This window comes from Sphingomonas piscis, from assembly GCF_011300455.1.
In the GTDB taxonomy this organism is placed as follows: domain Bacteria; phylum Pseudomonadota; class Alphaproteobacteria; order Sphingomonadales; family Sphingomonadaceae; genus Sphingomicrobium; species Sphingomicrobium piscis.
In genome coordinates this window covers 186,857-209,250 of sequence record NZ_CP049869.1, presented here as the reverse complement: position 1 = coordinate 209,250, position 22,394 = coordinate 186,857, and the positions used below count along the sequence as shown (strand labels likewise).

Below are 22,394 nucleotides of genomic sequence, written 5' to 3'. Positions count from 1 at the left end.
GGAGCGATTGTTGCACCGAGTCGCTGGAGAACCCGATGAGCAGAGACGTCCACAACGGCCCGACCGACCAGCACACGCAGGCGCGCGGCGAGCCCTATCGCGGCGATCCGCAAGGCGGTGAGGACGGCTTCGAGGAAGCCGGTCCGCGCAAGTTGGCGCTCGATGGCTGGCATCGGGCAAAGGGCGGGCGGATGGTGCCGTTCGCCGGCTACGAGATGCCGGTCCAGTATGAAGGCATCATGGCCGAGCATCTGTGGACGCGGGAGCATGCCGGCCTCTTCGACGTCAGCCACATGGGCCAGCTGATGCTGACCGGAACCGGTGTGGCAGAGGCGCTGGAAGCCTTGCTGCCGGGCGATATCTCGGCGCTGAAGCCGGGACGGATCCGTTACTCGCTGCTGTTGACCAATGACGGCGGCATCATCGACGACCTGATGGTTACCAACGTCAGCCAAGGCGACAGGGAAGCCTACTACATGGTCGTCAACGGCGCGACGAAGTGGGACGACATTGCCCACCTGCGTGAGCATCTTCCGGACGAAATCACGCTTAACCACCTAGAGGATCGCGGGCTGCTCGCCCTGCAGGGACCGGAGGCTGCGGCGGTCATCGGCGACCTATTTCCCGGCGTCCCCGACGAGATCGGCTTTATGCAAGGCACGTCGCGCGAGTGGAACGGGGTGGCGGTCGGGTTCGGGCGTTCCGGCTACACTGGCGAGGACGGGTTCGAGCTGTCGGTGCCGCTGAGCCAAGTTGAACAGCTTGCCGAGGCGCTGGTGGCGGACGAACGGGTGAAGCCCATTGGTCTCGGCGCCCGGGACTCGTTGCGGCTGGAGGCCGGGCTGCCCCTTTACGGCCATGACCTGGATACGAACACGACACCCGTCATGGCGGACCTCGGCTTCGCGATCAGCAAGAAACGGCGCGAACAGGGCGGCTTTGCCGGTGCTACCCGCATCCTTTCCGAGATAGAGAACGGTCCCATTCAGAAGCGTGTCGGCATCGACGTGGAAGGCCGCCAGCCGGTTCGCGAGGGCGCGCTAATCCTGGACGGCGAAGGCAATGAGGTCGGCCGGATCACCAGCGGCGGCTTCTCGCCTTCGCTCGGGCGGCCGATCGCCATGGGATACGTCGCCACCGCGCTGGCCGAGCCGGGCACCGCCCTGAAGTTGGAGCAGCGCTCCAAATTGTTCGACGGCCGCGTCGTGCCGATGCCGTTCGTCCCCCACCGCTATCATCGCAAGGGAGCTGCGCAATGAGCCTCTACTTCACCAAGGAACATGAGTGGATCCGCCTCGAGGGCGACACGGCCACCGTCGGCATTTCCAATCACGCGCAGGAAGCGCTGGGCGACATCGTCTTCGCCGAGGTGCCTGAGGCGGGCAAGTCGCTGAGCAAGGGCCAGGAAGCTGCCGTCGTGGAATCGGTCAAGGCCGCTTCCGACGTCTACGCACCCGTCGGCGGCGAGGTAGTTGAGGGCAATCAGGCGATTGCCGACGACCCCAGCCTCATCAACACCGACCCGGAGGGCGAAGGCTGGTTCTTCAAGCTTCGCCTGTCCGACACTAGCGAGGTCGAGGGGCTGATGGACGAGACCGCCTACCGCGAGTGGGTGGCGACGCTCTGAGCCGGGCGCTCGCCTCGACCAGTAAGTGGGACGCGGGCGACTACGCCCGGGTCGGCAGCTTCGTTGCCGAGCTTGGCGCCGTCGTCGTCGACCTGCTCGATCCGCAGCCCGGTGAGCGCATCCTCGACGTGGGCGCCGGTGAAGGGGCGCTGACGAAGCGCATCATTGCGCGGGGTGCCACGGTCGTCGGCGTCGACAATAGTGAAAGCATGGTCGCCGCTGCGCAGGCCGATGGACTGGAGTTTCGGCTGATGGCGGCGGAGGACATGCCCTTCGATGCGGAGTTCGACGCTGCCTTCTCCAATGCGGCACTTCACTGGGTGCTGGAAAAGGAGAGGGCGGCAGCCGCCATCCATCGTTCGCTTAAGCCCGGCGCCCGCTTCGTCGGCGAGATGGGCGGCGAAGGAAATATCGCCATCCTCCGCGGCGGCATTCGCGCCGAGCTGCAGGAGCGCGGCTACTTGGTTCCGGCGAACGACCCGCAATGGTATGCGTCGCCTGACGAGTTCCGGGCCATTTACTCGGCCGCAGGCTTCACCGACATCGAAGCGCAGATCATCCCACGGCCGACGCCGCTCAAGGAGGGTGTCGCGGCCTGGGTGAAGACCTTCCGCGCCGGCTGGCTCGATGCTGCCCACGTGCACGAGGCCGACCGCGATCAGATTGCCGCCGCTGTTGAGCGCCGCCTTGAGCCGCAGCTTCGGGGTGCCGACGGCAGCTGGACCGCCGATTATGTTCGTCTCCGCTTCAAGATGAGGAAGCCCAGTTAGATGCGTTACCTGCCCCTGAGCGAAATCGACCGGCAGCAGATGCTGTCCGCCGTTCGGGCAAGCTCGATTGACGACCTGTTCGTGGACGTGCCGGAGGGTGCTCGCCTGGACGGGCCGATCCGCGACTTGCCGAACCATGCCAGCGAGCTGTCGGTGGAGCGGCACATGTCGGCCCTGGCGCGCAAGAATGTCGCGGCAGGGGACGGGCCCTTCTTCCTCGGTTGCGGCGCCTACAAGCATCATGTGCCGGCGAGCGTCGACCACATCATTCAGCGCGGCGAGTTCCTGACCGCCTATACGCCGTATCAGCCGGAAATCGCGCAGGGCACGCTGCAGGTCATGTTCGAATTCCAGACCCAAGTGGCGCGGCTGCTGGGCTGCGATGTCGCCAATGCCTCCATGTACGACGGCTCGACAGCGTGTTGGGAAGCCATCGGAATGGCGCGGCGTATCACCCGGAAAACCAAGACAATAATCTCCTCGGGTTTGCATCCGCACTATGTCAGCGTGGCGAAGACGATGGCGAAGTTCACCGGCGATACGCTGGAGACCAGCCTGCCGGTGCTGACGGCTGAAACGGACGCCGAGCAGCTGATTGCCGCCATCGACGACCAGACCAATGCCGTCGTCGTTCAATATCCGGACATTCTCGGGCGCATCACCGATCTCACGCCCATAGCGGACGCCGCGCATGCCAAGGGGGCGCTGCTTATCGCGATTGTCACCGAGCCGGTCGGGTTGGGGTTGATCAAGTCGCCGGGTGAGATGGGCGCGGACATCGTGGCGGGTGAAGGCCAGAGTATCGGCGTGGGCCTACAGTTCGGTGGGCCTTACGTGGGCCTGTTCGCAACACGTGAGAAGTATGTCAGGCAAATGCCTGGCCGGCTTGCCGGCGAGACGGTCGACGCGGAGGGGAAGCGAGGGTTCGTGCTGACCCTTTCGACCCGCGAGCAGCATATTCGGCGTGAGAAAGCGACGTCGAACATCTGCACCAGCTCGGTGCTGTGCGCGCTGGCCTGGTCGGTGCACATGACCTTGCTGGGCGAGAAGGGGCTTCGGACGCTCGCTGAAATCAATCACGCGCGGGCGGTGCAGGTGGCAGAGCGGCTTTCGAGCATCCCCGGCGTCGAGCTGGTCAACGACAGCTTCTTCAACGAATTCACCGTCAAGTTGCCTGTTGAAGCGCGGCCTGCCGTGCATGCGCTGGCTGAGAAGGGCGTACTGGGCGGCGTGTCGCTTGGACGACTGTATCCCGGCGAGAGCGAGTTGCAGAACGGCCTCGTGATCGCGGTTACCGAGACGGTGACTGACGAGGATGTCGATGCGCTTGAAGCGGCGCTGAAGGAGGTAGTGCGATGACCGTCAACCCGTCGGGCTGGCGCCCATCCACGCCTGCGAATGAGCAGGGCGAAGCCAACACCGTCACCGGTAACCGCGCGCTGATGCTGGAAGAGGCGCTGCTGTTTGAAATCGGCGATACCGAACGGACGGGAGTGGATTTCGGCGAAGTGCCTTCCGCCGTGCAGCGGTTGGGCAAGCTCGCGCGCAATCGTCCGATCGGACTTGCGGGCATGACCGAGCCGGAGGCCGTTCGTCACTACACCCGCCTGTCGCGCCAGAACTATGCCATCGATCTCGGTCTTTTTCCGCTCGGGTCGTGCACCATGAAGCACAATCCGCGTCTGAACGAGAAGCTTGCCCGCTTGCCCGGCTTTGCCGACATCCACCCGCTTCAGCCGCAGGAAACGGTGCAGGGCGCGCTCGAAGTCATCGATCAACTCGCGGCCTGGCTGATCACGCTAACCGGCATGCATTCAGTGGCGATGAGCCCGAAGGCTGGCGCCCACGGCGAACTCTGCGGCCTGCTGAGCATCCGTTCGGCGCTGGACGCTCGCGGCGACAAGCGTGAAGTGGTGCTGGTGCCGGAAAGCGCGCACGGCACCAATCCCGCGACCGCGGCCTTTTGCGGTTTCAGGGTCGAGAGCATCCCTGCAACGTCCGCCGGGCGCGTGGATCTGGATGCGCTTAGGGAGCGCCTCGGACCTGATGTTGCGGGTGTCATGATCACCAATCCGAACACCTGCGGGCTGTTCGAACCCGACATGATCGCAATCAGCGACGCGGTGCACGCCGTCGGCGGCTTCGTTTATTGCGACGGTGCCAACTTCAACGCCATCGTCGGCAAGGTGCGACCGGGCGATCTCGGCATCGATGCGATGCACATCAACCTTCACAAGACCTTCTCCACCCCGCATGGCGGCGGTGGGCCGGGTTCCGGGCCGGTCGTGTTGTCGGAGGCGCTGAGCCCGTTCGCACCGCTGCCTTATGTGACGAAGACAAGCGACGGCTTCCGGCTCGTGGAGGAGGAAACGGCCCTGGCCGAAAGCTCCGAGAGCTTCGGTCGCATGGTCGCATTCCATGGACAGATGGGGATGTTCACCCGGGCGCTGACCTACATCCTTAGCCATGGCGCCAACGGACTGCGGCAGGTGGCGGAGGACAGCGTCCTGAATGCCAATTACATCCTGCGCAGTCTGGAGGATGTGCTCGACGCCCCCTTCGCCCACAGCGGCCCGTGCATGCACGAAGCGATCTTCAGCGATAAGGGCTTCAGCGGCGGTCTCAGCACCATCGACCTCGCTAAGGCGCTGATCGACGAAGGCTTTCACCCGATGACCATGTATTTCCCGCTCGTGGTGCATGGCGCGATGCTGGTGGAGCCGACCGAGACGGAGTCCAAGGCGAGCCTCGACCAATTCATCGCCGCGCTCCGATCGATCGGTGAGCGGGCCAAAGCGGGCGACCAGAGCCTCAAGGCGGCACCGGTGCATGCGCCGCGCCGCCGGCTGGACGAGACATTGGCGGCTCGTAAGCCGGTGCTGACCTATCGCGATCCGGAGCCTGCCCAGGCGGCGGAGTGAGGCGTTCGGCACCCTCGGCGCTGCGCAACCGGGCGCCGATCGCCGATGTGCTGCGGGATTGGCTGCCAAGGTCCGGCGACGTGCTGGAGGTGGCCAGCGGCACGGGCGAGCATGTGGTCTTCTTCGGCAAGCTCTTCCCGCACGTTCGGTGGCAACCCAGCGACGCCGACCCGCGCGCGATCGAGTCCATCGGTGACTGGGTGCGCCATTGCCGCCTTGCGAACGTGTCGGATCCAATCTTGCGCAATGCTGCTTCGACGTGGCCGCATGAGCGCTGGGCATCCATCTTGTGCATCAACATGGTCCACATCAGCGCATGGGAATCCACGCTCGGATTGTTGGCGAACGCGGCCAAGACCCTCGACGATCATGGATCGCTGATCTTCTACGGCCCCTGGTTCGAGGATGGCCGCATGGCGGTGGAATCCAACCGCGCATTCGATGCCGAGCTTCGGTCGCGAAATCCGGCTTGGGGAATTCGGACGGTCGAAGCGCTGGGCCAGGCAGCCGCCGACCTTGGTCTCCGAATCAAGGACCGCCGAGAAATGCCGGCCAACAATTTAATGCTGCAGCTTACCCCAGTTTCCGGACGACGTTAAACGAAGCTTTACTGCTTGCCGCTAGGTCTGCCTGCCTATGGATGAAAGCGGGAGCCCCGGTAATCGACGGTCACGTCGTTCGAACGTGCTGCTTGCGGCCACGATCGAGCTTGGCGCGACGTCCATCCCGGTGAAATTGCGGAACCTGTCGGAACAAGGGGCGCTGATCGAAGGTCCGCGCTTGCCTCTGGAAGGCTCGGACGTGCTCTTCCGGCGCAACGAACTGGAAGTAGCCGGCCGAATCGCTTGGGTCAGCGGCAAGCAGGCTGGCATCGCCTTTGCCGCCCCGCTTTCAACGCAGGACGTGCTGCGCAACGTGCCGCAACCAAAGCCGCGGGTAACGGCGGATTACCGGCGCCCGGGCTCAATCCCCGGACCCTGTCCGCGCAGGAGCAAGCGGCAATGGAACATTGGCTCCAGCTGATGGCGAGCAAGCGCCCCTAGGCGGCTTTCTCCTTTGACCTCCGCTCGACCAGCGGGCGGTGGAAATCACGGATCCATGTGACGAGAGTGCGCAGTTCCAGAGCGTTCTTGAAGACGAGGCCGTGTATGGCCCCGTCTTGCCAGCGAACGATGGCCGGCAGGTCGGGAAGACCGCGGAGGCGGACGACCACGTCGCTGTTGCAATCGATATGGCCGCTGCTGCGAACCTTGAGTCCGCCTTGCGAAATATCCAGCGTCTGCACCGCTTGCTCGTTCGATCGTCCGACCAGCCAGCCGACGCTCTGGACTTCCACTCGCGGCTGACGAGGTCGCGGCCATTCGGACGAGTCCGCCAGCAGTTTCAAGATATCGACCGGGTGGTGGAACATGACGCCGATCATGGCGCCTTCGCACCACCGTACGATCCCCGATACGCTTTCGCCCTGCTTGATCTCGAGCGCGGCCGGGCTGCCGATCCTCACCTTAGAATAGGTTCGCACCAGTGCGCCCCCTGCCGAAAGGTTGCGGATGAGGCACAGCTCACGGCGGTCGTCGAGTAGCAGGTAGCCGATCCGCAATAGTCCGTGCTGCCGACCATCGTCCCGCCGCTCGGGCGTCCGTGGCATCAACGACGATAAGGACAGGAGCGTGGTTTCGGGGGCAAAGCGTTCATCGTCGGTCTCCGCATCGGCCGTCGCCGGCACTGAACTTTCCGGCGACAAGCGTCACCGGCCCCACGCAGAAAGCGTTGAACTTCAAAGCGCTAACAGACTGTTGATGATCGGTCGGTCGATCCGAAACGGATCAATCTCGGTACGTGTGGCGACCCGAACTTCTGCCCGCGTCACTTGATAATGGAATGTTGACGCAAGGGTGGAATTACTCTGCTATGTTCCGCGCGCGGCCGGGGGGCCGTCTCATGTTCAACCCGGGTGGGGGGAGATTGATTACGGAGAGCTGAGTGAACGTCCAGGCACCCCGCGATTTCATCGACCGCCGTCAGCTTGTCACCGCACTGCGGGCCCTGAGGCGGGGCGATTTCTCCGTCCGGCTTCCCGAGGAAGTGGACGGCGTCGACGGTGAGATTGCCAGCCTCTTCAACGAGGTGGTGGCGCTCAACCAGGACATGACTCAGGAATTCGAGCGCCTCTCCCAGGTGGTTGGTAAGGAAGGCCGCATCACCCAGCGCGGCCGGGTCAAAAACGCCCGCGGCGGATGGGAGACAGCGCTCCGCTCCGTCAACGAACTCATCGAGGACATGGTGCAGCCGACCGCCGAGGTCGCGCGCGTCATCGGGGCGGTCGCCAAGGGCGACCTTTCCCAATCGATGACAGTCGAAATCGACGGCCGTCCGCTTCGGGGCGAGTTCCTGCGCATCGGCAAGGTCGTGAACACCATGGTGGAGCAGCTCGCCTCCTTCGCCTCCGAAGTGACCCGCGTGGCCCGCGAAGTGGGCACCGAGGGCAAGCTGGGCGGCCAGGCAAACGTGAAGGGCGTCGCCGGCACCTGGAAGGACCTCACCGACAATGTGAACGCGATGGCGACCAACCTGACGGGTCAGGTTCGCAACATCGCCGATGTGACCACCGCCGTGGCTCGCGGCGACTTGTCGAAGAAGATCACCGTGGAGGTGAAGGGCGAGATCCTGGAGCTCAAGAACACCATCAACGTCATGGTGGACCAGCTTAATGGCTTCGCCAGCGAAGTGACCCGCGTGGCTCGTGAAGTGGGCACCGAAGGGAAGCTGGGCGGTCAGGCCCGGGTGGAAGGCGTCGCCGGCACATGGAAGGATCTAACCGACAACGTCAACCTGATGGCCGACAATCTAACCGGTCAGGTTCGTAACATCGCGGACGTGACTACCGCCGTGGCGCGGGGTGACTTGTCGAAGAAGATCACCGTCGACGTGAAGGGCGAGATCCTCGAGCTCAAGAACACCATCAACGTGATGGTGGACCAGCTCAATGGTTTCGCATCCGAGGTGACCCGCGTGGCTCGTGAAGTGGGTACGGAAGGAAAGCTGGGTGGCCAGGCGCAGGTGCCCGGCGTCGGCGGAACCTGGAAGGACCTTACCGACAACGTGAACCTGATGGCCGAGAACCTGACCGGCCAGGTCCGTAACATCGCGGATGTGACGACCGCTGTGGCCAAGGGAGACTTGTCGAAGAAGATCACCGTCGAGGTGAAGGGCGAAATCCTCGAGCTCAAGAACACCATCAACACCATGGTGGACCAGCTCAACGGCTTCGCATCCGAGGTGACCCGCGTGGCGCGCGAAGTGGGTTCTGAAGGGAAGCTGGGCGGTCAGGCGCAGGTGGAAGGCGTTGCCGGCACCTGGGCCGACTTGACGGATTCAGTGAACCTGATGGCCGGTAATCTGACGGGTCAGGTCCGCAACATCGCCGAGGTGACCACCGCCGTGGCGAAGGGCGACCTTTCCAAGAAGATCACCGTCGACGTGAAGGGCGAGATCCTCGAGCTCAAGAACACCATCAACACCATGGTGGATCAGCTGAACTCATTCGCCTCGGAAGTGACCCGCGTGGCGCGCGAGGTGGGCTCGGAAGGGAAATTGGGCGGTCAGGCGCAGGTGGAAGGCGTCGCCGGCACCTGGGCCGACTTGACGGACTCGGTGAACCTCATGGCCGGTAACCTGACGGGCCAGGTGCGTAATATCGCCGAGGTGACCACCGCCGTGGCCCGCGGCGACTTGTCCAAGAAGATCACCGTCGACGTGAAGGGCGAGATCCTTGAGTTGAAAAATACCATCAACGTCATGGTGGACCAGCTCAACGCCTTCGCAAGCGAGGTCACCCGCGTGGCCCGCGAAGTGGGTACCGAAGGGAAGCTCGGCGGTCAGGCGCAGGTGCCGGGCGTTGGCGGTACGTGGAAGGATCTGACCGACAACGTGAACGCCATGGCCGCGAACTTGACCGGCCAAGTCCGCAACATCGCCGAGGTGACGACCGCGGTGGCCCTGGGCGACTTGTCCAAGAAGATCACCGTCGACGTTAAGGGCGAGATCCTGGAGCTCAAAAACACCATCAACACCATGGTCGACCAGCTGAACAGCTTCGCGTCCGAGGTGACCCGCGTGGCCAGAGAGGTCGGTACCGAAGGGAAGCTGGGCGGCCAGGCGCAGGTGCGCGGAGTCGCCGGCACCTGGAAAGACTTGACCGACAACGTGAACCTGATGGCCGCCAACCTGACCGGCCAGGTGCGTAACATCGCGGACGTGACGACCGCGGTGGCCAAGGGCGATTTGTCGAAGAAGATCACCGTCGACGTGAAGGGGGAAATCCTTCAGCTCAAGAACACCATCAACACCATGGTGGACCAGCTGAATGGCTTCGCATCGGAAGTGACCCGCGTGGCCCGCGAAGTGGGTACGGAGGGTAAGCTCGGTGGTCAGGCCAAGGTGCCTGGGGTCGGCGGCACCTGGAAGGATCTCACGGACAACGTGAACCTGATGGCGACCAACCTCACCAACCAGGTGCGGGGTATCGCCGAGGTGGTGACCGCCGTGGCCCAAGGTAATTTGAAGCGGAAGCTGACGCTCGACGCCAAGGGTGAAATTGCGGCGCTGGCCGAAACCATCAACTTCATGATCGAGACGTTGTCGACCTTCGGCGATCAGGTGACCAACATGGCCCGCGAGGTGGGTATCGAAGGGCGTCTGGGTGGACAGGCGAGGGTGCCCGGCGCTGCCGGCCTGTGGCGCGACTTGACCGACAACGTGAACCAGCTGGCGGCGAACCTCACCAACCAGGTGCGCTCGATCGCCGACGTGGCGACGGCCGTGACCAAGGGCGACTTGACCCGCTCCATTGCCGTCGAGGCATCGGGCGAAATGGCCGCGCTCAAGGACACGATCAACGAGATGATCCGCAACCTCAAGGAACAGACCTTGAAGAATGCGGAGCAAGACTGGCTCAAGACCAACCTCGCGCGGTTCAGCCGCATGCTGCAGGGCGAACGCGATCTCACGACCGTGTCCAACCTGATCATGTCGGAACTCGCGCCGCTGGTGAACGCGCAATACGGCGTCTTCTACGTCACGAAGCGCGAGGAGGAAGAGACCAAGTTGGAGCTGGTCGCCAGCTATGGGGCCGAAAGCACCGACGAGTTGAAGCGGGAGTTCAAGCTTCGCGAAGGTCTCGTCGGTCAGGCCGCAGCGGACAAGCGGCCGATGCTGCTCAAGAAGGTGCCGTCCGATTTCATCCGCATCGGCTCAGGCCTTGGACACTCCAAGCCGGCAAACATCAGCATCCTTCCGGCCTTGTTCGAAGATGATGTGAAGGCGGTAATCGAGCTGGCCTCGTTCACCGAGTTCAACGAGACCCACCAGACCTTCCTCGATCAGCTGATGGAATCGGTCGGCATCGTGCTCAACACGATCGCCGCAACCATGAGAACGGAAGGCCTGCTGACTCAGTCGCAGCTGCTGACCCAGGAGCTCCAGGCCCGTCAGACCGAGCTCACCACCAAGCAGGAAGAATTGCACAACACCAACGAAGAGCTGCAGGAGAAAGCGCAGCTGCTCGAGAACGAGAAGAAGCAGGTCGAGGCGAAGAATATCGAAATCGACATGGCGCGGCGGGCGATCGAGGAAAAGGCCGAGCAGCTCGCGCTGACATCGAAGTACAAGTCCGAGTTCCTGGCGAACATGTCCCATGAGCTTCGGACGCCGCTTAACTCACTGCTGATCCTGTCGAAGCTGCTGGCCGACAACCAGAAGGGCAATCTCGACGAGAAGCAGGTCGAATTCGCCCGGACGATCAACTCGGCCGGGTCCGACTTGCTGAGCCTGATCAACGACATCCTCGACCTGTCCAAGATCGAGTCGGGTACGGTGTCGATCGAGGTTGGCGAAATGCCGGTCAACAGCCTCAAGCAGCATATGGAGCGGACGTTCCGCCAGCTTGCCGCCGACAAGCATCTCGACTTCAATGTCGAATTCGACGGCAGCCTGCCGCAAAGCATCCGAACCGACGAGAAACGCCTGCAGCAGATCGTGCTCAACCTGCTGTCGAATGCCTTCAAGTTCACCTCGAGAGGCAGCGTCACCCTGGCGGTACGCACGGCTGACAAGGGCTGGAGCCCGACCCATCCGGTGCTTCGCAACGGCGACAAGGCGGTTGCTTTTGAGGTGACCGATACCGGCATCGGCATCCCCGAGGACAAGCAGAAGCTCATCTTCGAGGCGTTCCAGCAAGCCGATGGAACCACCAGCCGCAAATACGGCGGCACGGGCCTCGGTCTGTCGATCAGCCGCGAGATTGCGCGCCTGCTCGGAGGCGAGCTTCAGGTCCGGTCGAAGCCCGGCGAGGGCTCCACCTTCACCTTGTTCATCCCACTTGAAGCTGCGGCGCCGGTCGTCACCAGCGCCGGGACGACGTCGGCCCGCTACGACAATAGCGGAGCGATGGTGCCCTCGGCGATGTCGGGCGCCTTCGAGGTCAGCGACGACCGTGATGAATTGGGCGATGCGCCATTCGTGCTGATCGTCGAGGACGATCCAACCTTTGCGTCCATCCTGCTCGAGGCCGCACACGAAGCCGGATTGAAGGGCGTTGTCTCCACCGCCGGGGCAGGCACCCTGAACATGGCGCGCAAGATGCAGCCCAGTGCCATCTCGCTCGATCTTGGGCTGTCGGACATCGACGGCTTCGTGCTGCTCGACCTTTTGAAGCATGACCCGCAAACGGCGCACGTGCCGATCCATGTCATTTCGGGTGCCGACAAGAGCAAGTCGGCGATGAACCTTGGTGCGTTCGGCGTCACGGAAAAGCCGGCCGAGCATGGTGAACTGGTGCGGGTCTTCGGCGACCTGCTGAAGCAGGCGCACAAGGCCAAGCCGAAGAAGAGCAAGGCCAGCGCTGACACCCACGTGCCGATGCGACCGGTGGAGGAGCTGGCCGGGGCGAAAGTGCTGATCGTCGACGACGACATCCGCAACATCTTCTCGCTGACCAGCGTTCTGGAGGCGCATGATGTCGAAGTCCTCCACGCCGAGCGGGGCAAGGACGGCATCGTCATCCTTGAACAAACCCCTGGAGTGGACGTGGCGCTGATCGACATCATGATGCCTGACATGGACGGCTATGAAACGATGCAGCAGATCCGACAGCGTCCGCAGCTGGCCGACGTGCCGCTGATCGCGGTGACCGCCAAGGCGATGAAAGGCGACCGTCAGAAGTGCCTCGACGCCGGTGCGTCCGACTATATCGCCAAGCCGGTCGACATCGAGTTGCTGCTTGCGCTGCTTCGTGTGTGGGTGGCACGAGCCCGCGAAGGTTCAAGGGCACCAAGCATGCAGGCCGCTGAATAGGTGAACGTGTCCGCTCCTCTTGGAAGTCCCGCGGTTGCCGCAAAGGCGGAGGACGTGCCTTCGTCCCCGTCCGCGGAATTCATCGACCGGCCCCGCGTGCTGGTCGTGGACGATGACGAGCGCAATCTGCTCGCCATCCAGAACGTGCTGGATGATTTGGGCGAACTGGTGATCGCGAAGTCGGGCGAGGAGGCGCTTCGGCATCTCCTCAAGGGCGAGTTCGCGGTCATCCTTCTCGACGTCTACATGCCCGGCCTGGACGGGTACGAGACGGCGCAGATCATCCGCGAACGGGAACAGACCAAGCGCATACCCATCGTCTTCCTGTCGGCCGTCAACAAGGAAGCCGAGCATCTGATGCGCGGCTACTCGATGGGCGCGGTCGATTACGTCTTCAAGCCCGTGGACCCGATCGTTCTTCGGTCCAAGGTTGCCGTGTTTGTCGACTTGTTCGCGAAGACCAAGGAGATTGAGCGCAAGGCGCGGCAGGAGCAGGCGCTCCTGGATGCCAACCTTCGGGCCAATGCGGAACGGCTCAAGGTCGAGCAGGAACTTCGGCGCGCCGAGCAGCGGCAGAATGCCATCATCCAATCGCTTCCAATCATGCTCTACCTGGAGCCGCTCGAATGCGAGGATCGCTGCCCGATCTTTGTCAGCGGCAATATGGAGCCAATGACCGGCTTCACGCTGGAGCAGGTGGCCGGCACGCCGGCGCTATGGGCCGACCGGCTGCATCCCGATGACCGCGGCCGGGTACTCACTGCACTCGAAGAACGGCAGCAGACGGGCCGCTTCTCAGTTGAGTATCGCTGGCGGTGCGCGGACGATACTTATCGCGACTTCCACGATCAGGCCGTGCTGCTACGTGACCCGGCGGGACGCCCGATCGAGTTCGCCGGCACCTTGACCGATGTCACAGACCGCAAGTCGCTGGAGAGCCAGCTGGTCCACGCGCAAAAGATGGACGCAATCGGCAAGCTGACGGGCGGCATCGCTCACGATTTCAACAATCTCCTCGCGGCTGTGATCGGCGGCCTTGGAATGATCGAGCGACGCGCTGCCCTCGACGAGGAGCAGACCAAGATCCTCTTGATGACCAAGCGTGCCGCGGAGCAAGGCACGGAACTTGTCCGGCGACTGCTGGCCTTTGCGCGCCGCCAGAAGCTGGAGCCGAGCGCGATCGAGTTGCAAAGCCTGTCGGAGGCCGTTGCCGAACTGCTGACCCACACGCTGGGCGGTCTGGTGCAGCTGAACTGGCGCAACGAGGATCGCATCTGGCCTGCCTTTGCCGACCAGGCGCAGCTCGAGCTGGCGCTGATGAACCTGATCATCAACGCGCGCGACGCCATGCCCCACGGCGGCGCGATCGAGGTGGAAGCTCACAATCGCAGCTATGGCGGCGACGGCACGCTGGACGTCGAGGCAGGCGATTATGTGGTGATCAGCGTTAGCGACACTGGTCACGGGATCGCGCCTGAGCAGCTGGAAAAGGTGCTGGAACCTTTCTTCACCACCAAGGAGGTTGGTAAAGGTACCGGTCTTGGCCTCAGTATGGTCTACGGCTTCGCCCAGCAATCCGGTGGCGCATTCCGGCTTCAAAGCAAGGTCGGCAAGGGCACGTGCGCCGAGCTGTGGCTGCCCAAGGCGCCGGACAACCTGGCTGCGGCGCGCGAACCGTCCAACAAGGACAGGCCCGTCTGGAACGGGCGCAGCCTCCGCATCCTCCTTGTCGACGACCATGAAGAAGTGCGGCGCGCGACCGCCGGGATGCTGGAGGACCTCGGCCATGAGGTCATCGAGGCGCGGGAGGGACAGGTGGCGTTGGAGCTCGTAAGCGGCACCGGCCACTATGACTTGCTGGTGACGGATTATGCCATGCCCAAGCAGTCGGGAACGGATCTCATCCGTCAGGTACGAAAACATCGCCCGGACCTGCCGTCGTTGATCATCACCGGCTATGCCGATGCCGAAGCGATCAGCGATCGGCCAGCCGACGTCTGCGTCTTGTCCAAGCCATTCGATATCAACGAAATGTCCTCCGCGATCGCGACTTGCTGCCTTGCCGCTCCCGCACAGGGCTGACCGGGTCACGGGATCCCAAAAGGACTTGACCCTGACGATGAATGGCGCAAGAAGCCGCCGCGATGATGAATGGGGATACCTTTGTGATTTTGATGCGCGACCGGTGGACGGCCCGCACCCATCATCATGCCCACGTCCACGCCCGCGTTGCGGGTCGCGTCGTGGCCGCCTGAACACCTGACCTCCAGGAGTACCGGACAAGCCGATCGACCGACCCGCCTCTGGCGGGTTTTCTTTTGCCCAATTGGACTGCAAGCGAGTGAGACAGATGGTTGCCAATGATCCAGCGAGCCGGCGAGCTGTGCCGAAGGTAACGGGAGCATCCGCATGATCACGGACACCAATCGTCTGCACATCGCCATCCAGAAGTCTGGCCGGCTGTCGGATCGCAGCCGCGAGCTGCTGGAGCATGCCGGCCTGCGCATTCAGACCGGCAAGAACCGGCTCAGCGCACGAGTGGAGAATTTCGCTGCGGACCTGATGTTCGTTCGTGACGACGACATCCCAACCTTTGTCGCAGACGGCATCTGCGAACTTGGGATCGTCGGGCTGAATGTGCTGGAAGAATTCACGCTCGGTCAGGATGCGGCGCTCGAGGTGCTCGCCGAACTGGGCTTTGGCCGCTGCGCACTCAAGATCGCGGCACCTGAGCAGTTCGACTACCAAGGTCTGAAGAGCCTCGACGGCGCACGGATCGCGACCACCTATCCGAACCTCACGAAGCGCTACCTTCAGCAGAATGGCATCAACGCGTCGGTAGTTAAGATGAGCGGTGCGGTGGAGCTGGCACCCCGTCTGAAGATCGCCCAGTTCGTCTGCGACTTGGTCTCCACAGGCGACACGTTGGCCGCGAACGGCCTCAGGCCGGTCGAGACGGTGCTGGAGAGCGAAGCCGTGCTGGTGCGCACCACCAAGCCGGTGAGCGGAGACAAGACGGTGCTCCTCGATGCCTTGCTGAAGCGCATACAGGGCGTGCTTGCTACAAAGGAAAGCAAGTACATCATGCTGAATGCGCCGGAGAACGCGCTGGCGCGGATTACCGAGATCCTGCCGGGCGTCGAAGCGCCGACCATTATTCCACTGGCCGGAAATCCAGGACATTTCGCGGTTCATGCGGTTTGCCAGGAGTCGGTATTCTGGGAGACCCTGGAAACACTGAAGGGCGCCGGTGCCTCGGGCATCCTGGTGGTGCCCATCGAAAAGATGATGATCTGATGCAGCGGCTGGTCTGGAAAGATCTGGGCGCCGAAGGGCGGCGGCAAGCGCTTGCCCGTCCCCAGGCGCGTGCCAGCGATGAGCTGGTCCGAAGCGTGCAGGCGATCGTGGATGACGTCCGTTCGCGCGGTTGGACCGGGCTCGCGAAACAGTCGCTTCGGATCGACGGCTGCGAACCGCGCCTGGTCGAAGTCGGGCCGTTGGCCGCGGAAGCCCGCCGGACGTTGAGCGAGGATGAGCTTGGCGCAATCGAGCTTGCCCGCGACAATGTCGCGACCTTCCATCACGCGATGCTGCCCAGTGACACTGAGGTGGAGACGCAGCCGGGGATCAGCGTTGGCAAGCTGTGGCGGCCGATCGATCGTGCGGGCCTGTATGTTCCAGGCGGCAGCGCACCGCTTTTTTCGACTTTATTGATGCTGGCGCTGCCTGCCAGGGCGGCGGGGGTGCGCGAGATCGTCGTAACGACGCCACCACTGAAGGACGGAAGCATCAATCCGGTCATCGCACTTGCCGCCGAGTTGTGCGGGATCAGCCATGTCTGGGCGGTCGGCGGCGCGCAGGCCATCGCGGCAATGGCGTTTGGCGCCGGAGACCTGCTGCGCTGCGACAAGATCTTTGGACCCGGCAACGCTTATGTTGCGGCTGCCAAATCCTACCTGTCGTCTTTGTCCGGTGCGCCGGCGATCGACATGCCCGCGGGGCCCAGCGAGCTCTTCGTGATCGCCGATGAGAGTGCATCGGCGCCGGCCGTGGCTGCCGATCTACTCAGCCAAGCGGAGCATGACCGAACGGCGCAGGTACTGCTTGCCTCGACCTCCGACGAGGTCGCGCGTGCAATTGAGACGGAGGTCGAGCGGCAGGTCGCTTTGCTGCCTCGCGCCGACATTGCACGCGAATCCTTGTCCCATGCACGATCGATCATCGCTGGTTCTCTCGACGAGGCGCTGGAGATCGCCAATGCCTACGCGCCCGAGCATCTCTCGCTCGCCGTGTCGGATCCGGACCCGCTTTCAACCCAGGTTCGGAACGCCGGCGCGGTCTTTGCCGGGCACGAGGCAGCGGAGTCCTTTGGCGACTACCTCGCCGGGTCGAGCCATGTGCTTCCGACCGACGGAGCGGCTCGGGCGTGGAGCGGCATTTCCGTTTACAGTTTCATGAAGGCGATCAGCATCCAAAAGCTCACGCGGGAAGCGGCGGCCCGGGTGGCGCCGGCGACGGCGGCCCTGGCGAGGCTCGAGGGGCTGGAAGCGCATGCTCGGGCAGCGGAGGCGCGGCTATGACCAGTGTGGTGCAACGCCTTGCGCGTCCGGAGATCCTGGCGCTGCCGGAGGATGACAAGTCGGCCAACGCCAATGCAATGTTCGGGGCCGACGCGATCAAGCTTGATGCCAACGAGAGTCCCTACGAGCCGCTGACCGGTGGTAACTTCGGGTCGCGCCTGAACCGTTATCCCGAACCGCAACCGTCCGATCTACGCGCGGCGATGGCTGCGCTCTACGGTGTCACACCCGCCAACCTGCTCGTCACGCGTGGCGCCGACGACGCGATCGACGTACTGGTGCGCAGCTTCTGCCGGGCCGGCGTGGACAAGGTGTCGATCTGCACGCCGACATTCTCCGCCTACGCACAATTCGCGCGCATTCAGGGCGCGGAGGTGGTGGAGATCCCGCTCGACGAGGACTTCGACTTCGACCCGCAAACATTCCTCACAGCGGCGCGCGCCGTCGGCAATCTGAAGCTCGCGTTCATCTGCACGCCCAACAACCCGACGGGCAATCCCATTAGCCCCGAGACGATCCTCCAAGTTGCCGAGGCGCTGCCCGACACGATCATCGTCGCCGACGAAGCCTATATCGAGTTTGCAGACCAGGAGAGCCTCGCGCCGCGGGCCTGCGAGATCGAGAACCTTGTCATTCTGCGCACGCTGTCGAAAGCGTTCGGGTTGGCGGGTGCGCGGGTCGGTTGCCTGATTGGAACTGAGGAGTTGGTCGCGCTTACGGCCAAGGCATTGCCCCCATATCCGATGCCGACGCCATCGATCCAGGCGGCGCTGGCGGCGCTCGCACCATCGAAGCGGATGCTTCAGCAACAGCGTGTCGCTGAAACGGTCGCGGCGCGCGAGCAGGTCGCGCAGCAGCTTGGCATGTCGCCCTTGGTCAAGAAGGTGCGCAACGGTGGCGGCAACTTCGTGCTCATCGAAGTGGACGACGCGCCGGCGCTTGCCCGCAAGCTACAGCAGCTCGGTGTCCGGGTCCGCTTCCGTCCGAACGTTTCTCCCCACGCTATTCGGCTGACGATCGGAAGCCCAGAGGAGAATGTCGCCGCGCTATCGGCGCTCGGCGTCAATCTTGAGCAATCGGCGACTCGCCGCGCCGAGGTGATCCGCGAGACGAATGAGACGAAGATTGCCGTGGCGGTCGACCTCGACCGCACGTCGCCGCGCACCATCGAGACGGGTTTGCCCTTTTTCGATCACATGCTGGATCAGATTGCTGCTCACGGTGGATTTTCGCTGCTGATGACCTGCAAGGGCGATCTCGAAATCGATGCACACCACAGCGTTGAGGATTGCGCGATCGCGCTTGGGCAGGCGCTCTACCAGGCCCTCGGCGACCGGCGCGGAATCGGCCGCTACGGTTTTGCGCTGCCGATGGACGAGGCAGAAGGGCAGGCGTTGATCGACTTGTCCGGACGGCCTTACGGCATCTTCGAAGGTGAGTTCACAGGCTCGCACATCGGCGATTACCCGACCGAAATGACGCCGCACTTCTTCCGCTCGCTCGCCGAGCATCTTCGGGCGGCGGTGCATGTGAAGGTTACGGGTGACAACGACCACCACAAGGTAGAAGCGGCTTTCAAGGTCGTCGGCCGCGCGTTGCGCCAGGCGATCGCTAAGGAAGGCGATGTGCTGCCGAGCACAAAGGGCATGCTGTGAAGCTTGCGATGGTGGATCTCGGCTGCGGCAATACCGGCTCGGTCTCGATGGCGCTCGAGCGGCTCGGCATTACGTCGGAGCTGACCGTCGATCCCGAGGTGATCACTTCCGCCGACAAGGTGCTGCTGCCCGGTGTCGGGGCGGCCGGCTATGCCATGGATCAGGTAAGGCGGCTTGGGCTCGGCGACGTCCTGCGCACCCTCGACCGGCCCGCGCTCGGCATCTGCCTTGGCATGCAGCTTCTATTCGAACGCAGCGAGGAAGATGAGGGTGTGGAAACGCTTGGCATCATCCAGGGCTCGGTTCGCAAGCTGGGCGCCGCGCCCGGCCGCCCTGTGCCTCACATGGGCTGGAGCAAGCTTGAGGTCTTCGACGACAGTGTCGGCCTGTCGTACGGCGACTATGTCTACTTCGCGCACAGCTTCGCTTGCGATGATGGGCCAGCGTCGGTGGCCCGTGCCCAGTACGGGCGTCCCGTGCCCGCGGTCGTCCGCAAGAATAATTGGACCGGCGCACAATTTCACCCGGAGCGCTCCGGCCCTGTCGGTGCGCGCTTCATCGAGACTTGGTTGAACTCATGATCATCTATCCCGCGATCGACCTGATGGGCGGCAACGTCGTGCGCCTTCGGCAGGGCCGTTTCGACGACAGTACCCGCTATGAAACTGCCCCGGCGGATGCCCTGAAGGACTTCGCTGCCGCCGGCGCGCAGTGGGTCCATATGGTGGATCTGGACGGCACTCGGGCGGGCGCTCCGGTGCAGCATGAGCTGCTCGCGGCACTGGCCTCTTGCTCGCAGGTGGAGCTTCAGGTGGCTGGCGGTTTCCGGACCACGGAGCATGTCGCGCGGATGCTGGAGGCGGGTGTTCGGCGCGTCGTCATCGGCAGCCTGACGGTCAAGCAACCGGATCTGGTCGAAGCGATGATTACGGAGTTTGGCGCGGACCGCATCGCGCTGGCGCTGGACGTCAATGTGAAGGACGGCACACCCTACGTCGCGATTTCAGGCTGGACGGAGGATAGCGGCCGATCGCTGTGGGACGTTGCTGCCCGCTTCCCAGATGCGCGGCACCTGCTCCTCACCGACATCGGCCGCGACGGAATGCTGGAAGGCCCGAATTTCGAATTGCTCGAGGAAGCGGGGCGGCGCCTGCCGCACCTTGCCATTCAGGCGTCCGGCGGCGTGTCGTCGGTCGACGACCTTCGCCGCCTCAACACTGCGGGTGCGGTTGTCGGCAAGGCACTGTGGGAGGGTCGCGTGGACCTGAAGGAGGCGCTCAGCCTTGCCATCGCGTAGGATCATCCCCTGCCTCGACGTCAAGGATGGCCGTGTCGTCAAAGGCGTGCAGTTTCGCGACCACCGCGACGTAGGCGACATCGTCGAGCATGCGCTGGCGTACAGCAAGATGGGCGCTGATGAGCTGGTCTTCTATGACATCAGCGCCAGCGCCGATCGGCGAAGCCTCGACCCTGAGTGGGTGAAACGAATTGCCCGCGTGATCGACATCCCATTCACGGTGGCGGGTGGCCTTCGCAGCCGCGCCGACGCGCGTGCTTGCCTGGACGCCGGTGCCGACAAGGTGAGCATCAATTCGCCCGCGCTGGAACGGCCCGAACTGATCGACGAGTTGGTGCGCGACTTTGGAAGCCAGTGCATCGTCCTGGGCATCGACAGCTTCGAAGCCGATGGCGACTATTGGGTCAAGCAGTACACCGGCTCGCCGGATGCCATGCAGGATGCAGGGCGGCGCACGCTCGACTGGGCACGGGAAGCCTGCGCGCGCGGCGTGGGCGAAATCGTCCTCAACTGCATGCGCAAGGACGGTATGCGCAACGGGTACGACATAGCGCACTGCAAGGCCGTAGTGGACGCCACCAGCGTCCCAGTGATTGCATCCGGTGGTGCAGGGACGCCCGAGCATTTTCGCGACGCCTTTATCGATGCCGGCGTTAGCGGCGCGCTTGCCGCGACCGTGTTTCACGATCGGCTGATCCTCATACCCGAGCTCAAGGAGGTTCTTGCATCATGCGGAATCGAAATGCGCCGCTGAGCGCGGCCGATCTGGACAGCCTCGCCTGGGATAAGGTGAACGGCCTTCTGCCCGCAGTGGTGCAGGATGACGTCAGCGGTTTGGTGCTGATGCTGGGCTACGTCAGCCGCGAGTCATTGGCAGCGACGATTGATAGCGGCTTCGTGACCTTCTACAGTCGGTCGAAGGAGCGGCTCTGGATGAAGGGCGAGACGAGCGGCAATCGCCTTCGGCTGGTCGAGCTCCGCGCGGACTGCGACGACGATGCCGTCCTGATCCTCGCCGACCCCGAAGGTCCCACCTGTCACACGGGCGCGGCAAGCTGTTTCGCGCACCAGCCAGCTGGCGCGGCCTGGCTCGGAGTGCTGTCGCGGATCATCGCCGATCGCGCCGACGCCAGTGAGGCGGAAAGCTACACGGCGCGGCTGCTTGCCAAGGGTGTGGAGAAGATCGCCCAGAAGATCGGCGAAGAGGGAGTCGAAGTCTCGCTGGCAGCTGTGACGCGCGACAATGCCGGCATCGCGGAAGAGGCAGCGGACCTACTCTATCACTTGTCGGTGTTGTTGCAGGCAAAGGGCATGCGCTGGGACGATGTCACCCAGATCCTCCGCGAGCGCCACAAGATCTAGGCGGCGCTCATGATCTCGACGGCCGCATCGTACAGCTTGCGGGAGGCGGCGGCGATCACCTTGCCGTCGCGATAATCTTCTCCGCCGTACCAGTCACCGAACGTCCCACCGGCACCGCGCACGACAGGGATCAAGGCATGATAGTCGTAAGTCTTGAGTCCCGACTCGATCACCAGATCGATCGAGCCCGCTGCTAGCCTTGCGTAGGCATAAGCGTCAAAGCCGTACCTTATCGTGCGGGCAGCGGCGCGCACTTGGCCAAAAGCCTCCTGACCGGCAGCATCGAATAGGAAGGGATCGGTCGTGGAGACGCGCGCCTGGGGCAACGTGAGACAACCGCTGCTTTGCAGTGGGACACGATGCGCCGCTTGGATTAGCGCCGACCCCCCGGGCGTCCCCAAGTAAAGCTCGTCGAGCGCGGGAGCATCGATGATACCAAGGACCGGCCGATCGTCATCGAGGAGAGCGATCAAGGTGGTCCAGGTCGGGAAGCCGCAGACGAATGCACGCGTGCCGTCAATCGGATCGAGGCTCCAGCGAAAGCGGCCCTGAGCAGGTCGTGACGGAAATTCCTCGCCATCGACTCCGTGAGACGGCTCCTCGGCTTCGAGCAATGTGCGCATCGCTCGCTCAGACCCGCGGTCGGCTTCGGTGACAGGGTCCCAACTCCCTTCAGAGTCCTTGTTGTCCGCTTCAAGGCCGGTCCGCCACCGCGGGAGGGTTTCCGCCCGGGCAACTGCAGCAAGGCGTTCGGCAAGGGATTGGAGAGCGCTCGGCACTTCCGCGACGTGGCGGAGCAGGAGGGCTCGGGTCAAGGGCAAAGAAAAGG

Annotated in this window: 18 protein-coding genes; 16 read left to right on the top strand and 2 right to left on the bottom strand. The window is 63.6% G+C overall.

Annotation, left to right across the window (positions count from 1 at the left end; translation table 11 throughout):
• Window positions 1-35: 35 nt before the first annotated feature.
• From gcvT to G7077_RS01015, 7 genes are all read left to right on the top strand, one after another.
• Window positions 36-1,259, top strand: a complete 1,224-nt coding sequence (gcvT, locus tag G7077_RS01045; protein ID WP_166410106.1) for a glycine cleavage system aminomethyltransferase GcvT — start codon at window positions 36-38, stop codon at window positions 1,257-1,259.
• A complete protein-coding gene (gcvH, locus tag G7077_RS01040) occupies window positions 1,256-1,627 on the top strand; it encodes a glycine cleavage system protein GcvH (protein WP_166410105.1) in 372 nt (123 codons plus the stop codon). The genes gcvT and gcvH overlap by 4 nt, the downstream gene beginning before the upstream one ends.
• Window positions 1,609-2,397, top strand: coding sequence for a class I SAM-dependent methyltransferase (locus tag G7077_RS01035; RefSeq protein ID WP_246167262.1), 789 nt, complete (start codon window positions 1,609-1,611; stop codon window positions 2,395-2,397). Before gcvH ends, G7077_RS01035 begins: the two co-directional genes overlap by 19 nt.
• On the top strand, window positions 2,398-3,756 hold the full coding sequence (gene gcvPA, locus G7077_RS01030; RefSeq protein ID WP_166410104.1) for an aminomethyl-transferring glycine dehydrogenase subunit GcvPA: 1,359 nt from the start codon (window positions 2,398-2,400) through the stop codon (window positions 3,754-3,756).
• Window positions 3,753-5,318 carry an aminomethyl-transferring glycine dehydrogenase subunit GcvPB gene (gene gcvPB / locus G7077_RS01025; protein ID WP_166410103.1) on the top strand — a complete coding sequence of 522 codons (1,566 nt, stop codon included), beginning with the start codon at window positions 3,753-3,755 and terminating at the stop codon, window positions 5,316-5,318. The genes gcvPA and gcvPB overlap by 4 nt, the downstream gene beginning before the upstream one ends.
• On the top strand, window positions 5,315-5,917 hold the full coding sequence (locus G7077_RS01020; protein WP_166410102.1) for a DUF938 domain-containing protein: 603 nt from the start codon (window positions 5,315-5,317) through the stop codon (window positions 5,915-5,917). The genes gcvPB and G7077_RS01020 overlap by 4 nt, the downstream gene beginning before the upstream one ends.
• 85 nt (window positions 5,918-6,002) lie before the next feature.
• Window positions 6,003-6,341 (top strand): PilZ domain-containing protein, encoded by a 339-nt coding sequence (locus G7077_RS01015; RefSeq protein WP_166410101.1) that lies wholly within the window; start codon window positions 6,003-6,005, stop codon window positions 6,339-6,341.
• A gap of 16 nt (window positions 6,342-6,357) precedes the next feature.
• Here the strand turns inward: G7077_RS01015 and G7077_RS01010 are convergent, their stop codons facing one another.
• Window positions 6,358-7,044, bottom strand: coding sequence for a PilZ domain-containing protein (locus G7077_RS01010; protein ID WP_166410100.1), 687 nt, complete (start codon window positions 7,042-7,044; stop codon window positions 6,358-6,360).
• Between the two features lie 257 nt (window positions 7,045-7,301).
• On the opposite strand from G7077_RS01010, the gene G7077_RS01005 reads away from it, so the two are divergent.
• The 9 genes from G7077_RS01005 (at window position 7,302) to hisIE (ending at window position 21,565) form a co-directional block, all read left to right on the top strand.
• Entirely contained in the window at window positions 7,302-12,671 is a 5,370-nt protein-coding gene (locus tag G7077_RS01005) for a hybrid sensor histidine kinase/response regulator (protein ID WP_166410099.1), read from the top strand.
• Between the two features lie 6 nt (window positions 12,672-12,677).
• Window positions 12,678-14,753: a response regulator gene (locus G7077_RS01000; RefSeq protein ID WP_206367657.1), complete on the top strand. Its 2,076-nt coding sequence runs from the start codon at window positions 12,678-12,680 to the stop codon at window positions 14,751-14,753.
• A gap of 327 nt (window positions 14,754-15,080) precedes the next feature.
• A complete protein-coding gene (hisG, locus tag G7077_RS00995) occupies window positions 15,081-15,968 on the top strand; it encodes an ATP phosphoribosyltransferase (RefSeq protein WP_166410098.1) in 888 nt (295 codons plus the stop codon).
• On the top strand, window positions 15,968-17,251 hold the full coding sequence (gene hisD / locus G7077_RS00990; protein ID WP_166410097.1) for a histidinol dehydrogenase: 1,284 nt from the start codon (window positions 15,968-15,970) through the stop codon (window positions 17,249-17,251). Before hisG ends, hisD begins: the two co-directional genes overlap by 1 nt.
• Complete coding sequence (hisC, locus tag G7077_RS13975) at window positions 17,248-18,906, top strand: histidinol-phosphate transaminase (protein ID WP_246167260.1); 1,659 nt, start codon at window positions 17,248-17,250, stop codon at window positions 18,904-18,906. The genes hisD and hisC overlap by 4 nt, the downstream gene beginning before the upstream one ends.
• The gene (gene hisH, locus G7077_RS00980; RefSeq protein WP_206367656.1) at window positions 18,903-19,487 is read left to right on the top strand and encodes an imidazole glycerol phosphate synthase subunit HisH; all 585 of its coding nucleotides are present in this window, start codon (window positions 18,903-18,905) and stop codon (window positions 19,485-19,487) included. Before hisC ends, hisH begins: the two co-directional genes overlap by 4 nt.
• Complete coding sequence (locus tag G7077_RS00975; RefSeq protein ID WP_166410096.1) at window positions 19,484-20,203, top strand: 1-(5-phosphoribosyl)-5-[(5-phosphoribosylamino)methylideneamino]imidazole-4-carboxamide isomerase; 720 nt, start codon at window positions 19,484-19,486, stop codon at window positions 20,201-20,203. Before hisH ends, G7077_RS00975 begins: the two co-directional genes overlap by 4 nt.
• On the top strand, window positions 20,190-20,957 hold the full coding sequence (hisF, locus tag G7077_RS00970) for an imidazole glycerol phosphate synthase subunit HisF (RefSeq protein WP_166410095.1): 768 nt from the start codon (window positions 20,190-20,192) through the stop codon (window positions 20,955-20,957). The genes G7077_RS00975 and hisF overlap by 14 nt, the downstream gene beginning before the upstream one ends.
• Window positions 20,933-21,565: a bifunctional phosphoribosyl-AMP cyclohydrolase/phosphoribosyl-ATP diphosphatase HisIE gene (gene hisIE / locus G7077_RS00965; protein ID WP_166410094.1), complete on the top strand. Its 633-nt coding sequence runs from the start codon at window positions 20,933-20,935 to the stop codon at window positions 21,563-21,565. Before hisF ends, hisIE begins: the two co-directional genes overlap by 25 nt.
• On the opposite strand, the gene G7077_RS00960 is transcribed toward hisIE, so the two are convergent.
• Window positions 21,562-22,380, bottom strand: coding sequence for an inositol monophosphatase family protein (locus G7077_RS00960; protein WP_206367655.1), 819 nt, complete (start codon window positions 22,378-22,380; stop codon window positions 21,562-21,564). The two genes, hisIE and G7077_RS00960, sit on opposite strands and share 4 nt — an antisense overlap.
• Window positions 22,381-22,394: the final 14 nt, after the last annotated feature.